Origin of the sequence: Pseudomonas sp. UBA6753 (genome assembly GCF_002453565.1) — a bacterium.
Taxonomy (GTDB): Bacteria; Pseudomonadota; Gammaproteobacteria; order Pseudomonadales; family Pseudomonadaceae; genus Aquipseudomonas; species Aquipseudomonas putida_Z.
On sequence record NZ_DKHD01000057.1, the window covers coordinates 56,608 to 69,933 of the forward strand.

At 63.0% G+C, this 13,326-nt stretch carries 14 protein-coding genes; 3 read left to right on the forward strand and 11 right to left on the reverse strand.

The window, feature by feature from the left end; all coding sequences use genetic code 11:
- Positions 1 to 20 precede the first annotated feature (20 nt).
- Positions 21 to 1,205: a two-component system response regulator RssB gene (gene rssB, locus B2790_RS21895; protein WP_015269551.1), complete on the forward strand. Its 1,185-nt coding sequence runs from the start codon at positions 21 to 23 to the stop codon at positions 1,203 to 1,205.
- A complete protein-coding gene (gene rssC, locus B2790_RS21900; protein ID WP_286919724.1) occupies positions 1,202 to 1,684 on the forward strand; it encodes an anti-sigma factor antagonist RssC in 483 nt (160 codons plus the stop codon). The genes rssB and rssC overlap by 4 nt, the downstream gene beginning before the upstream one ends.
- Positions 1,685 to 1,824: 140 nt before the next feature.
- Here the strand turns inward: rssC and B2790_RS21905 are convergent, their stop codons facing one another.
- The 3 genes from B2790_RS21905 to dusA all read right to left on the reverse strand — a co-directional run bounded on the left by B2790_RS21905 (position 1,825) and on the right by dusA (position 6,068).
- A complete protein-coding gene (locus B2790_RS21905; protein WP_274079408.1) occupies positions 1,825 to 3,675 on the reverse strand; it encodes an alkaline phosphatase D family protein in 1,851 nt (616 codons plus the stop codon).
- A 186-nt stretch (positions 3,676 to 3,861) separates the two neighbouring features.
- Complete coding sequence (tal, locus tag B2790_RS21910) at positions 3,862 to 4,788, reverse strand: transaldolase (RefSeq protein WP_075044231.1); 927 nt, start codon at positions 4,786 to 4,788, stop codon at positions 3,862 to 3,864.
- Positions 4,789 to 5,057: 269 nt separating this feature from the next.
- On the reverse strand, positions 5,058 to 6,068 hold the full coding sequence (gene dusA, locus B2790_RS21915) for a tRNA dihydrouridine(20/20a) synthase DusA (RefSeq protein ID WP_286919725.1): 1,011 nt from the start codon (positions 6,066 to 6,068) through the stop codon (positions 5,058 to 5,060).
- 99 nt (positions 6,069 to 6,167) lie between these two features.
- On the opposite strand from dusA, the gene B2790_RS21920 reads away from it, so the two are divergent.
- Positions 6,168 to 7,310, forward strand: a complete 1,143-nt coding sequence (locus B2790_RS21920) for a site-specific integrase (RefSeq protein ID WP_286919727.1) — start codon at positions 6,168 to 6,170, stop codon at positions 7,308 to 7,310.
- On the opposite strand, the gene B2790_RS21925 is transcribed toward B2790_RS21920, so the two are convergent.
- From B2790_RS21925 to B2790_RS21960, 8 genes are read right to left on the reverse strand one after another with little or no spacing between them, the layout of a single operon-like run.
- Complete coding sequence (locus B2790_RS21925; protein ID WP_100774093.1) at positions 7,279 to 7,557, reverse strand: pyocin activator PrtN family protein; 279 nt, start codon at positions 7,555 to 7,557, stop codon at positions 7,279 to 7,281. The genes B2790_RS21920 and B2790_RS21925 overlap by 32 nt on opposite strands.
- Positions 7,558 to 7,594: 37 nt before the next feature.
- A complete protein-coding gene (locus tag B2790_RS21930; protein WP_286919728.1) occupies positions 7,595 to 7,918 on the reverse strand; it encodes a hypothetical protein in 324 nt (107 codons plus the stop codon).
- Between the two features lie 53 nt (positions 7,919 to 7,971).
- A complete protein-coding gene (locus B2790_RS21935) occupies positions 7,972 to 8,184 on the reverse strand; it encodes a hypothetical protein (protein ID WP_286919729.1) in 213 nt (70 codons plus the stop codon).
- Positions 8,181 to 8,849 (reverse strand): hypothetical protein, encoded by a 669-nt coding sequence (locus tag B2790_RS21940; RefSeq protein WP_286919730.1) that lies wholly within the window; start codon positions 8,847 to 8,849, stop codon positions 8,181 to 8,183. The genes B2790_RS21935 and B2790_RS21940 overlap by 4 nt, the downstream gene beginning before the upstream one ends.
- Positions 8,850 to 8,859: 10 nt before the next feature.
- Positions 8,860 to 10,179 carry a hypothetical protein gene (locus B2790_RS21945; protein WP_286919731.1) on the reverse strand — a complete coding sequence of 440 codons (1,320 nt, stop codon included), beginning with the start codon at positions 10,177 to 10,179 and terminating at the stop codon, positions 8,860 to 8,862.
- Entirely contained in the window at positions 10,176 to 10,784 is a 609-nt protein-coding gene (locus B2790_RS21950; RefSeq protein ID WP_286919732.1) for a hypothetical protein, read from the reverse strand. The genes B2790_RS21945 and B2790_RS21950 overlap by 4 nt, the downstream gene beginning before the upstream one ends.
- Positions 10,785 to 10,824: 40 nt before the next feature.
- Positions 10,825 to 12,618, reverse strand: a complete 1,794-nt coding sequence (locus tag B2790_RS21955) for a DNA cytosine methyltransferase (protein WP_286919733.1) — start codon at positions 12,616 to 12,618, stop codon at positions 10,825 to 10,827.
- 53 nt (positions 12,619 to 12,671) lie between these two features.
- On the reverse strand, positions 12,672 to 13,283 hold the full coding sequence (locus B2790_RS21960) for a 3'-5' exonuclease (protein ID WP_286919734.1): 612 nt from the start codon (positions 13,281 to 13,283) through the stop codon (positions 12,672 to 12,674).
- Positions 13,284 to 13,326: the final 43 nt, after the last annotated feature.

Consider the following 13,326-nt stretch of genomic DNA (forward strand, 5'->3'; position numbering starts at 1 on the left):
AATCGGCGCCGTTCGCCCACATGCAGAAAACCAGTGCAACGCTGCTGATCATCGATGACGACGACGTGGTCCGTGCAAGCCTCGCCGCCTATCTTGAAGACAGTGGCTTCAGCGTCCTCCAGGCCGGCAATGGCCAGCAGGGGCTTCAGGTCTTCGAAGAACACCAGCCCGACCTCGTGATCTGCGATCTGCGCATGCCGCAGATGGGCGGCCTCGAACTGATCCGCCAGGTCAGCGAGCGCGCCCCGCAGTTACCGGTGATCGTGGTGTCCGGTGCCGGCGTCATGAGTGATGCGGTGGAAGCGTTGCGCCTGGGCGCTGCCGACTACCTGATAAAGCCGCTGGAAGACCTGGCCGTGCTCGAGCATTCGGTGCGCCGCGCCCTCGACCGTTCGCGCCTGGTGCTGGAAAACCAGCGCTACCGCGACAAGCTCGAAGCCGCCAACCGCGAACTGGAAGCCAGCCTGCACCTGCTGCAGGAGGATCAGACCGCCGGTCGCCAGGTGCAGATGAACATGCTGCCGGAGAGCCCTTGGGTGGCCGGCGAGTTCGCTTTCGAGCACCAGATCATCCCGTCGCTGTACCTGTCGGGTGATTTTGCCGATTACTTCCGGGTGGACGAACGGCGCATCGCTTTCTATCTCGCCGACGTCTCCGGGCATGGCGCGTCGTCAGCGTTCGTCACCGTGCTGCTGAAGTTCATGACCACGCGGCTGTTGTTCGAATTCAAGCGCGGCAGCAAGATGCGCGAGTTCAAACCCTCGCAGGTGCTCAGCCACATCAACCGCGGGCTGATCAACTGCAAGCTGGGCAAGCACGTGACGATGGTTGGCGGGGTGATCGATGAAGACACCGGCCTGCTGACCTACGCCGTTGGCGGCCACCTGCCGCTGCCGGTGCTGCACACCCCCGAGCACACCCGCTACCTGGAAGGCCGCGGCCTGCCGGTGGGGCTGTTCGACGAGGCCACCTACCAGGACCTGGTGGTGGAGCTGCCGCCGCAGTTCAGCCTCAGCCTGATGTCCGATGGCATTCTGGACCTTTTGCCGGGTGACACGCTCAAAGATAAAGAAACCGCCCTGCCGGAAATCGTCAGGGCAGCAGGTGGCAGCCTGGATGGGCTGCGTCAACGATTTGGATTGGCTACGCTTGGGGAGATGCCGGATGATATCGCCCTATTGGTGTTGAGCAGGAACCTTCAATGAGTACCGGTAGAATCCAGTTCGCCGAGCAGAGTGGTACCTTCGTCCTGAAATTCGTCGGTGAAGTGCGCCTGACCCTGTGTTCGGCGCTGGATGCGACGATCGAGAAGATTTTCACCGCGTTGAACTTCTCGGCGATTGTCATCGACCTGACCGAAACCGAGAGCATCGACAGCACCACTCTGGGCCTGCTGGCCAAGCTGTCGATCCTGTCGCGCCAGAAGGTGGGCCTGTTGCCGACCGTGGTCACCACCAACCCGGACATTTCCCGGTTGTTGCAGTCGATGGGCTTCGATCAGGTGTTCAACATCGTCGATCGGCCGATCCCGTGCCCGGAATGCCTGACCGACCTGCCGTCCCAGGACCAGAACGAAGACGTGGTGCGCTCCAAGGTGCTGGAGGCGCACAAGATCCTCATGGGCCTGAACGACTCCAACCGCAAAGCCTTCCATGACCTGGTCAATGCGCTGGAGCGGACCTGATCTTCAGCCTGTACCGGCCTCTTCGCGGGCACGCCCGCTCCCACAGGTACTGCGTTGTATTCGGAACCTGTGGTGATCCTGTGGGAGCGGGCGTGCCCGCGAAGAGGCCGGCAAGGCCAACACAAGCATTACCTGCCTGATCACCCCCGCCGCGCAAACTCGGTAGCCTCACCCCCACCCGCATCCAGCTGATACACCCGCGCCGGCCGCCCCTGTTCATCGAAGAACACCTGCCCCAACCCCGCGCCATTCCACAACCGCTCGCCAGCCTTGCTATGGCTGGGCGTACGCGGCACCACCTCCATTTCCCGCCGCTTGGTAAACCAGTTGAGCGGCGAGCGTGGCGCATACAGCCAGCGGTTGAGCCGGTCGAGCACATCCAGCAGGCGCCGCGGGAATTCGTTCTTGATCCCGCTGCTGGTCACCTGCCACAAGTGCGGGCTGCGCTGGCGGTGGCGGATCAGCACTTCATAGACGAACGAGTAATGCACGTCGCCGGACAGCACCACGTAGTGCCCCGGCGTGCGCGAGTGGCGGAAGATATTGAGGATGACCTGCGCTGCACCGCGATGGGCCATCCAGTTCTCGGCATCCACCAGCAGCGGGTAGCCCAGCCAGCTGAACAGCTTCTGCACCGTCTCGATCAGCTTCACGCCAAAAATCGGCGCAGGCGACACGATGATCGCCGACGGGTGGTCCAGCAATGCTTGCTGCAACTCGCTCAGCGCCTCCCAGTCGAGCAGGCCGGACGGCTTGGCCAGGCTGCTTTCGCTGCGCCAGCGGCGGGTGCGGGTGTCCAGCACCAGCAAGGGTGGGTTGGTGGGCAGGCTGAACTGCCAGCCCTGGAAGCGCAGCAGTGCGCCGATCAGCTCATCCTGGGTCTGGCTGTTCAACGCCTGGCATTGCCCGACCAGGGGCTTGCAGCCCTGCGGGTCGTTACCCCAGGCCTGGCACAGCAGGTAGCCGAGCAGGGCATTGCCGATGATCCGCCGTGAGAAGGGGTGGCCATAGGCGGTTTCTTCCCACAGCGCCGAGAGGTTCCAGTCGTCGGTGATGTCGTGGTCGTCGAAGATCATCAGGCACGGCAGGTGGGCCATCACTCGCGCTACCTGGCCGAGGTTGTCGGCAAACGCCTGGATCAGCGGCAGCTCCTGCCGGTAACGGGCCTGGCGCGGTGCGGTGAGCCCGTTGGGCATGTCCAGGTTCACCAGCTGCCAGGGCACCGGTGACCACACCAGCAGGTACATGGCCATGACCTCGGCGAAGGTCACCAGATGGTTGTCGGCGTTGCTGGAGGAGAAAATCGGCTTGCGCTTGCCGCCGAAAAAGCGCTCGCGCAGGGTTTCGTTGCGTTCCTGCGCCGGCAGCAGGTCGGCGCGGTGGTAATAGCAGGCCGGGTGCTGGTACAGCGCCTGGCTGTCGGGCACCACCGCGCCCTCCAGTTGCTCGTCGAACAGGCCCAGGCGCGCAATCAGGCTGTGGATGGCGCGCAGCATCGGGCCGGCGACGTCGTCGGCATAGACCTGGTCGCCGGTCATCAGCAGCACGGCGGGGCGGTCCGCGGGGGTTTCGCAGGCCTGCAGCAGGCGGTCGGCGCAGAGCAGGCCATCGGCGGCCGGAAAATGCGGCTTGCGGCAGGAGCCGTGCAGCAGGTGGTCGAGCCGATCGCGCAGCACCAGGCTTGGGCGCCGGGCGCCGGGGTAGAGCAGGTGCGGTGCCCAGCCGGCGATGCCCTGGCCGTTTATGAGCAGGTCATAGTCGAGCAGCTGGTTGCAGGGCAGCGGCTGGGCGAAGTGGATGTCCAGCAGGTGGATGAAGGCGTGCTGGCCCACCGCGACCACCTGGCAATCGACTTGGGCCTCGCTTGCCGGGAAGATGAATTCGGGTTGCAGCGGTTGCGTGGCGACCAGCCAGATGGCCAGGCGCTGGGGTTCCAGGCGGCGCAGTACCGGGCCGGCGAGTACGAGGGGCAATGGGGTAGAGGAGGTCATCGACAGCTCAGGTGGCTATGCGGGCCCTTTCGCGGGCACGCCCGCTCCCACAGGCATGGCGGCGCTTGTAGGAGCGGGCGTGCCCGCGAAGAGGCCCGAGAAACAAATACACAACTACGACTCGGTAAAACAAAACGGGCGGAAAATGCTGAACACTTCCCGCCCGTCAGGCAATCCCGAAATGTATCAGGCTTTTTCAGCCATCAACTTCTCCAGCTTCTCCTGGTCCCGCGCGAACTGGCGAATGCCCTCGGCCAGTTTCTCGGTACCCATGGCATCTTCGTTCATGGCCCAGCGGAACTGGCTTTCGTTCAGTTGTTGCTTGGGCTCGCCGGCATTGCCCGGCTTCAGCACCTGTGGCAGGTCGCCCTGGTCATCGCTGAGCTGCTGCAGCAGCTCTGGGCTGATGGTCAGGCGGTCGCAGCCGGCCAGTTGCTCGATCTGGCCGATATTGCGGAAGCTGGCACCCATGACCACCGTGTTGTAGCCGTTGGCCTTGTAGTAGTTGTAGATGCGAGTGACCGACTGCACGCCCGGGTCTTCGGCGCCCACGTATTCCTTGCCGGTGCTCTTCTTGTACCAGTCGTAGATACGGCCCACGAACGGCGAAATCAGGAACACCCCCGCATCGGCGCAGGCCTGGGCCTGGGCGAAGGAGAACAGCAGGGTGAGGTTGGTCTGGATGCCTTCCTTTTCCAGCTTTTCGGCGGCGCGGATGCCTTCCCAGGTGGAGGCCAGCTTGATCAGCACGCGGTCGCGGCCAATGCCAGCGGCTTCGTACAGCTCGATCAGCTTGCGCGCCTTGGCCAGCAGGGCGGGTTCATCGAACGACAGGCGGGCATCGACCTCGGTGGAGATACGCCCCGGGATGACCTTGAGGATGCCCGAACCCACGGCCACTGCGAACTTGTCGCAGGCCAGGTCGACATTACCCTTGGCATCGGCCTTCACCTGCTTGAGCAGCTCGGCGTAACCCGGGATAGCCGCCGCCTTGAGCAGCAGCGACGGGTTGGTGGTGGCATCGACCGGTTTCAGGCGGGTGATGGCGTCCAGGTCCCCGGTGTCGGCGACCACGGTGGTGAACTGCTTGAGTTGTTCCAGCTTGGAGGTCATGGGCGTGCTCTGTCCTGTGCAATGACTCGACATTACCCGAGCCCCGACGGCCACTCAAGGGCTCGCGAAGCGCGGTGCGAAAGGTGAGGATTCGAGTCGCAAGCGGCCCCGAGGTTCCGCATGGTCATGAAGAGGGCTTGGTTCGTAAGCGCGACGCGGCTTCTGTGGGAGCGGGCGAGCCCGCGAAGAATCCAACGCGGTGGCTGGCACCGGCTGCGCCGGTGTTCGCGGGCACGCCCGCTCCCACAGATACTGCGGCGCTTGTCAGGTTACCGCCCCTGCAACAACTCCACCGCCTGGTCGAACACCGCCAGCGGCTCCGCCGCCTTGTGGATATCCGCCGACAGTAGCTGACGGAAGCGCCGCGCCCCCTTGAACCCTTGGGCCAGCCCCAGAATATGCCGGGTAACGTGGTGCATCGCGCCACCACTTTCCATGTGCGCGACGATATAAGGCCGCAACTGCGCCAGCGCCTCGCTGCGGCTGACCACTACCGCCTCGCTGCCGAACAGCTGCTGGTCCACCTCGGCCAGCAGGTAAGGGTTGTGGTACGCCTCACGCCCCAGCATCACCCCATCGAAGGTTTCAAGGTGTGCCTGGCACTCGTCCAGGGTCTTGATCCCGCCGTTGAGCACGATCTCCAGGTCCGGGAAGTCCGCCTTCAACTGCGCCGCCACGTCATAGCGCAGAGGCGGAATCTCACGGTTCTCCTTCGGCGACAAACCTTCCAGGATCGCGATGCGCGCATGCACGGTAAAGCTCCGGCAACCTGCCTCGCGCACCTGGCCGACGAAGTCGCACAGCTCGGCGTAGCTGTCGCGGCCATTGATACCGATGCGGTGCTTGACCGTCACCGGGGTCGACACCGCGTCACGCATGGCTTTCACGCAGTCGGCCACCAACGCCGGGTGGGCCATCAGGCAGGCGCCGATCATGTTGTTCTGTACCCGGTCACTCGGGCAGCCGACGTTGAGGTTGACCTCATCGTAGCCGGCCTCCTCGGCCAGACGGGCACAGGCGGCCAGGTCGGTCGGCACACTGCCGCCCAGTTGCAGGGCCAGCGGGTGCTCGGAGACGTCGTGGCGCAGGAAACGGTGGGCGTCGTTGTGCAGCAGGGCACCGGTGGTGACCATTTCGGTGTACAGCAGGGTGTTTTTGGAAAGCAGGCGCAGGAAGAACCGGCAGTGGCGGTCGGTCCAGTCCATCATCGGCGCAACAGAAAACCTCCTAACTACTGTATCGCCTGAGGTTCCTAGGTTTTCTGCTTGTTTCTGGGGCATTTCTCTATCTCTAGTTGTTGCCGCTTTATTCCGGTTCTTGCCGGTTTTGCTACTGCGGTTGCTACAATGTAGCAACTCCAACCAGCCGTGTAGCAAATCATGGGAACCATCACGCAGCGCAAGCGCAAGGACGGGTCATCGGGCTTCACCGCCCAGATCCGCATCATGAAGGAAGGGAAGGCAGTTTATCAGGAAAGCCAGACGTTCGACCGGAAGGCGACGGCGCAGGCCTGGATCAGGAAGCGTGAGGCCGAACTGTACGAGCCCGGGGCCATCGAGAAGGCGAACCGCAAGGGCGTGACGGTTAAGCAGATGATCGACCAGTACTTGGTCGAGTACGAGAAGTTGCGGCCGCTGGGCAAGACCAAGCGTGCAACCCTCAAGGCTATTGGTGAAAGCTGGCTTGGCGAGGTGGAAGACCAACAGCTGACCAGTCAGAAGCTGGTCGACTACGCCATGGACCGGATCGAGAAGGACGGCATCCAGCCGCAGACGGTCGGCAACGACCTGGCGCACTTGGGCGCGGTCCTGTCCGTGGCCAGGCCGGCATGGGGGTATGAGGTCGACCCGTTGGCCATGCCTGACGCCCGGCGCGTATTAAAGAAGCTGGGAGCCGTGACCAAGAGCGTAGAGCGCAACCGCCGGCCGACTCGCGACGAGCTGGAGCGCATCATCAAGTACTTCCAGAAGGTGCGCGATGCCAGGCGCCAGGAGATCGACATGGTGCGCGTGGTGGTATTCGCGCTGTTCTCCACGCGACGTCAGGAAGAGATCACGCGGATTCGATGGGATGCGCTCAATGACCAAGAGCAGTCGGCGCTGATCACCGACATGAAGAACCCAGGCCAGAAGTTCGGCAACGATGTTTGGTGCCACATGCCCGACGAGGCCTGGCGCATTCTGCAGTCGATGCCGCGGGTTGCTGAAGAGGTTTTCCCGTACAACTCCAGGTCGATATCGGCGTCCTTCACCAGGGCGTGCCACTTCTTGCAGATCGATGACCTGCACTTCCACGACCTACGCCACGATGGCGTAAGCCGCTTGTTCGAAAAGGGGTGGGATATTCCGCGCGTGGCCAGCGTGTCGGGCCACCGGGATTGGAACTCGATGCGGCGCTATACGCACCTGCGGGGGAAGGGAGACCCCTATGAGGGGTGGGAGATGTTGGAAGAGGTGGTAACGGGCCCCGTTATCGAGGCCCCAAGGAAGGTCAAGAGGCTCGCCGCTGGCCTCGCCCCATGAGCTTGTCCTGCTCGGCCTTGGCCTTTTCGCGCTGGCTGTCTATGTAGGCGGCTAGGTCCGTCAGGTGCACGCCGCGTGCGCCTTTCTGGCTGGACTCCATCCATACCAGCGGCAGGTTGATCTCGCCCCGGGCCACCTTGGCCTTGAGCTTAGTTGGAGTGATATCGAAGTAGTCCTTGCAGACTAGGTCGATTGGGATGATGGCCTGGCCGTTGTACTGGGCCATCAGCAGGAAGGCGGTATTCATATTGGTCTCCGCGCCGCCGGCGGCGGCATGTTGATGGTCAATCGACCTGGTAGTAGATGTAGCAGTTGACGCCCTGAGCCTTGAGCGATGCGTGCATCGCTTGCACGCCAGCGCTGCGCTGGTTGCCCTGGCCCGGCCAGGGTGTGTCGAGGTGGATGCCCTGCTGGTGGTACCGGCTTTTCTTCTGGAGATAGCCAGGCAGGCCCTGCAGCTGACTGGCTCGCATCCCTGGTACCGGGATAACGACGCGATCAAGGTTTGCGCTGCCGCCGTCATTGGTGCACGCGGCGGCAGCCGCCTTGCCTGCCTCAGTTGCGATCCGGATCTTTGCAGGCAGGCTGGCGAGTTCTTCTGTTGTCATGGAAATAGCACTCCGCACCCGCGCATTTCGGCGGGCCTGGTCATGGTTGAAGGTCAGAAAACGAAGCGGACAGGGCCAAGGTGTGCGGCCGGCAGCCGGGCCAGCACCGGCCCTTCGTCGAACTGGTCGCCGGCGGGTGGTGGTGGGTGCTGGTCATCGGCCTGGGCAACGCGGTGGTTGGTGGCGTAGATGGTGAGGACTACACCGATCAGGAAGGCAAAGGCGGCTGCGGTGAGGCATGCCCAGAAGACGGCGACGGGCCTCATGGCTGGATCCTCTTGAACTCCACGACCCAGACCCACGGGTTGGAAGACCACGACTTGGCGCCGTTAATGCTGGTCCACAAAGCCTGAAATGACTCTTCATAGCTGAGGTTCATGCAGTCACACTCTGGTGCGCCATCGCCGTCGTACGGACTTTGGCAGCCAGGAATACACCTCTCTATGCCTTCTGCTATGCACTGATCCTCGCTGATGTCCTGCAGCCGCTCGACGCGAACGTCGGTGACTTCCAGCAGGATGCGGCTGGCCCAGCGGGGCATGTGGATCGATGGGCGCCCTCGGCCCTGCGAGACCATTGCACATCCCGTCTGCCGGAGGCTGCCATCTGCCGGATACAAGATTGGCTCGCCAAGGCTCAGGTCGCGCGGAGCGATCGAGTCGAGTTGAGCATCTGCTAGCCAGGCCTCGCGCACCCACAGGCGGTCGCCTGGCTGGCCGTAAGGGCACGGCGGCAGGGCCGCATATGGCTGGCTGCCCGTTGGTAGCCACCAGTCGTGGCTATGACGGTCGTACCTTGGTGCTTCGGTGCGTCGGACTGACCAAGGCCCTTCCATATATTGCGGTTTGACTGGACGCCGCGTGACCGTCTTCTGGCCTTCCAGGATGGCGCGGACCATCGGCCCGCTGAACAGGATTGGACGTTCTTTCATGGCCAGGGCCTCAATAGGGGACGCACTTGTTGCAGGCCCCGGTCCAACCAGGTGTTCCGCAGCCTGAGCAGGGTTCGGTTTCCGGTGTGCCGCGCTCTTCGGGCCGGCTTTCAAGGTCAGGCAGAAGCACTGCCATCGCTTTCTGGTAGTTGGGGTTGTCGTCCAGCATCTTGGCCACGCTGTCGCAATCGCTGCCCAGCGCGGTGATACGGTCGTAACCGGCCTGAACCACTGAGCGGTAGTCGTGAACCATGAAGCGCAACAGGTCTTGCGTCTGATCGAGTTTTTCGTCCCGCTCCGTCAGGTCAGCCTGCAGCTGGTCGCAAAGCTTGCACTTGGTCAGCACCAATTCTTGCGGCTTGGGTTCGGCAAGCAGCGTGTCGAAGGCATGAGCGCTCAGTTCCAGCAGCCGAGGGTCGAAGGTGCGCAGCTTTGACTCGGCTTCAATGGCGCGGCGCTTCCAAGTGGCGAGATCGATGGGCTCGTCGGTCACTGTCGGCGCACCCGGTTTGCAGGCGGGGCAATCCTTGATGCACTCGATTGGACCGTTCTCGAACTCAGCGCCATCCAGGCCAGTGATTTCACCGTCTGGCACCGTGCCGAGGCCATTGCAGGTAGTGCAGGTTCCAGATTCAGGCATCCCATTGCTATGGGCGTACCCGGTCGCGTTGTAGTCTTCACACGGAGATTCGCCTTCCTCGTACGATTCGGCAGTCTGCCCGCGGCGCCATCCGATAACGCCGTTGCCTTTGCAGGCTTCGAACTTCGGCGCGCTCGGCTCTGCGCTGGCGGATAAAGCAACCTTGATAGAGCTGAACAGACCAGCTCCAATTGGCTCATCCTGTTCTGCACTCTCATAAATTTCACGCAGCAGCGCATCCCGCTCGGCCAGCTTGGCGTGCAGTTCGTTGTTATCGTTCGTCAAATCACGGGCGGCTAACTGGGAGTCGATAGCCCTCTGGCGCCATTTGTTAGCCCCATCTGCGAGCGTGCGCAGGCCGTCGCGTTCTTGGGTAAGCCGCTTAACCTCTCCAGAATCGGCGTGGGTGTAGAGAGGCTGGACCTCGTAATCAAACCCATCGATCAAGCATCCATCAGCGCCTGTCTTTTCAGTGAAAAACCATGACATCCCAGGCTTGGAGTGGCGGTAGCGCCACGCCGCCGGCTCGTCATGGTGCTGCTCAGCAAGCCGAACCGAACTGGCCTCCAGTAACTGCCGCGCCATTCCGCCAATTCCGTGCGGGGTCAGTGCCCCTTTGGCGTCAAGCGCGAGTAGTGCGGTGATGCTGGTGACCAGCGCCTTGTTGTCGCCTTTGAATTCGTAGGTCATTGCTGATACCCATCCTGTTGCATCATGTGAGAAAGCTGCTCGTTGGTGATGGGGCGCTGCGGCCACCGGTCTTTAACTGACTGGTGTTCGCCGCAGAACATCGTCCCGTCGACGCGGTACCGTTGGCATTCCTTGGCAGCACAGGACCGCTCTGGCTCAGCAGGCTCTGCCTTGATGGCCAACTTGCCCAGAGCCCTGACCAAGCGCTTGGCCTGGCCAAACTCCTGACGCACCAGCTTCCGGCGCTCGATCAGCAGCCATGCTGCAAGGCAGTGCTCGCATTTGAGCGTCTCGTCTTCGCCGTCGCCTTCCAGCTCGTAGCGGATCTCGTAGTCTTGCAGCTTGACCTCGCGGTCGAAGTCGTCGCAGGTGTACATCTGCAAGGCTCGGTGAAGGTGCGTGTTGGGGCGAGTGCCATCCCACAGCAGCGAATGCCCGCGGTCGAAAGACTCCATCCCAGAATCGCTGAAGGCCTCAATGGTGATCGGGCACTTGTCCAGCGCCGCCACGATGGCCCTTTTAATGTTGGTCAGCTCTGCGGCCGCGCGCTCGTACCGGGCAACTGCGGCAACGGCACGCTCGGCCAATGGTGGTTTGGTCTTCATGGTTAGCTCCGGAAAGCGCCGGTTGCCCGGCGCGGCATGGTCAGGAGTTGCTGACCTGGGAAACGCTCAGGCCCACCGCAACCGGGCGAACCCAGATCGGCATGCTGCTGAGCATGAAGGTTTCGCCTTGGGCAGCCAGGAGCAGGGTGGTGCCCATTACGTGGGCAATGGCTTCTGCCGCAGCAGGCGGTACCGCGTTACCGATGCGCTCGCGCCAGGCTTGGTCGCTCAGGCCATCGAGCTCCAGCTGCTCTTCGGGCTCGACCAGGCTTTGAAGCGCGGCCAGCTCCAAGGTGGTGAAGGGGCGGTGCCAGGTGCCGTCGAGCGATTCGATTACGCAAGTGAGCCGGTCGTTGGCCTCTGGCAGGCGGGGATCAGCAACGCTCCAGCGCCCGTTGTCGTGCATGGCACTGGCGGAAACGGCGCCGGCCTGACCAGTCCAAGACACCACGCCATAGTGGCCACCAGTGAGGTAGGCATCACCCTTGGTGCGGCGCATGCCTGGGCGTGGGTCCTGAACAGCGAACGCGCCCTGCCCAGTGGTGCTGCCAGCTATGACGGTACCGGCCGAGGTGTTGTAGGGCGTGACCAGGTACTTGCCGAATCCTTGACCGGCGCGCCGAGGATCTGCAATGCACTGGCCGCCAGCACTTGGTGACTGGCCGCCGGTTACCGTGCCGGCGTGTGTGTCCATCTTCACGATGCGGTACACGTTGTTATGCCGAACACCGCTTGGTCGCGGGTCAGCCACGCTGAACGTGCCTTGTCCTGGGCTCTTTACCCCGATGACAGCACCGCTGGTGTCCTGCCAGCGTCGAACCCCGTATTGCTGATATTGCAAGGCCCCGGCCTTGGCTCGCGGATCGGCAACCGAAAAAGCACCATTGGTAGGGCTTGAGCGGCCAGCCACGGTGCCCATGCTGTCATTCCAGCCGTGCACGCCCATGTAGCCGGATCGGTATTCCGGAACGATGATCAGGTCGCGCAGGCAGCCATCCTCGATCACCAGATCGTTCAGGCTGCGCCAGTCCTTTCCTGCCTCGACCAGGGCGAGGCGAACCCAAGTCTTCCACTGCAGTGCTGGCACCCGGTGCATGGGGCCGGCCTGTTCGATATCGCCGGCCAGCGGCATGCGGCCGAGGATATCGCCAACAGCGCGCAGGCTCTTTTTCTCCGGCTCGTACAGGAACGGCGGCACCTTCTCGACGTGACGGGCAACCAGGAGGAAGCGTTTGCGGCTCTGGGCCAGGCCGCCGATTACCCCGCAATCGTGGGTGGTTTCGGCGACCGCGTAGCCAAAGTGGCTGAGCAGTGCACCGATCTGGTCCAGCAGGTGCCGCCCGCGGCTGGCCAGGCGGGGAACGTTCTCGAACACCAGCAGCGGCACCGGGTCATCGCGCCAGGCCTCACCGAACAGCCAGATGCAGCGCAGCGTCAACTCGTTCAGGGCCTGGTACTTCGGGGTCATGCTCATGGTTTCGGACAGCAGCCCGCTGGCGCCCTTGCATGGAGAGCTGATGAACACCGCATCCGGTCGGCGGCCGCCGGCGGCGCGCTGGATATCCTCGGGGGTTGCCTCACACCAACCTGCTGGCGGCTCTTTGCCATGGAAGCGGATGTACTGGTCACGGGTGAACAAATCTATGAGCGTGCCCTTGACGCCGCTCAAGCGCTCAAAGTCGGCCAGTCCGGCCGGGTCAACGTCCACACCGCCGATGCATTCCCATTCGGCCTGCATGTTTCCGACGATGGGCTTGGCCCGGTTGAAGCCTTTGGCGCCGCCGCCCAGGCCGCAGCAGAAGTGGAAGTGAGTCAGTTTTTTCTTGATCAGCATGCTGCCGTCCTTGAAGAGGTGGCGCCAGCTGGGCCGGCGCAAAGTGGAAGTATTTACGCGACCGACTGGTAAGCCTGCAGGGCGAAGTACACGCGGGCGCAGGCCTCGGCGTCCGGGCGGGCACGGTGACCGCCGACCAGGTCTTCGCCGGTGAAGAACTTCAGCGCTTCGGTGACGCTTGGCGGCTTGTGCTGCTTGCCGCGGCCGGCGGCGATCATCTTTTCGGTGGGTGGACACTTCACGATGCTGGTGGTCGAAGTGCAGGTGCAGAACTTGGGGGCTTCTCGGTAGGACTCGGCCACCCATGCGTCTTGGAACCGCTTGAGGCCGATGCGTACGATCCGGTCATCGAACGACACGTTGTGCGCCACGCGCAGCCCGGCCTGATTCCAGATGCTCAGGAATCCTTCGATGGCGCAGGCCTCTGGAATGCCATACTCCAAGGCCATCTCGTTGGTGATGCCGTGGATCACCGACACTTCATTGGGGATGCTCCAACCATCAGGGCGGACCATGGCTTCGAAGCTGTCGACCAAATCACCCTCGGTGGTGTAGAGCAGGGCGCAGATGTCGACGATGTGGGGCTGGTCCGGGTGGTCGCTGGGGGCTTTGAAGTTCGGGAAGCCAGTGGTTTCGGTATCGAAGACGCAGATCAGTGAGGACATGGCGGGTTTCCTGTAGGCGAAAAGAAGGCGCCCTGAGGCGCCT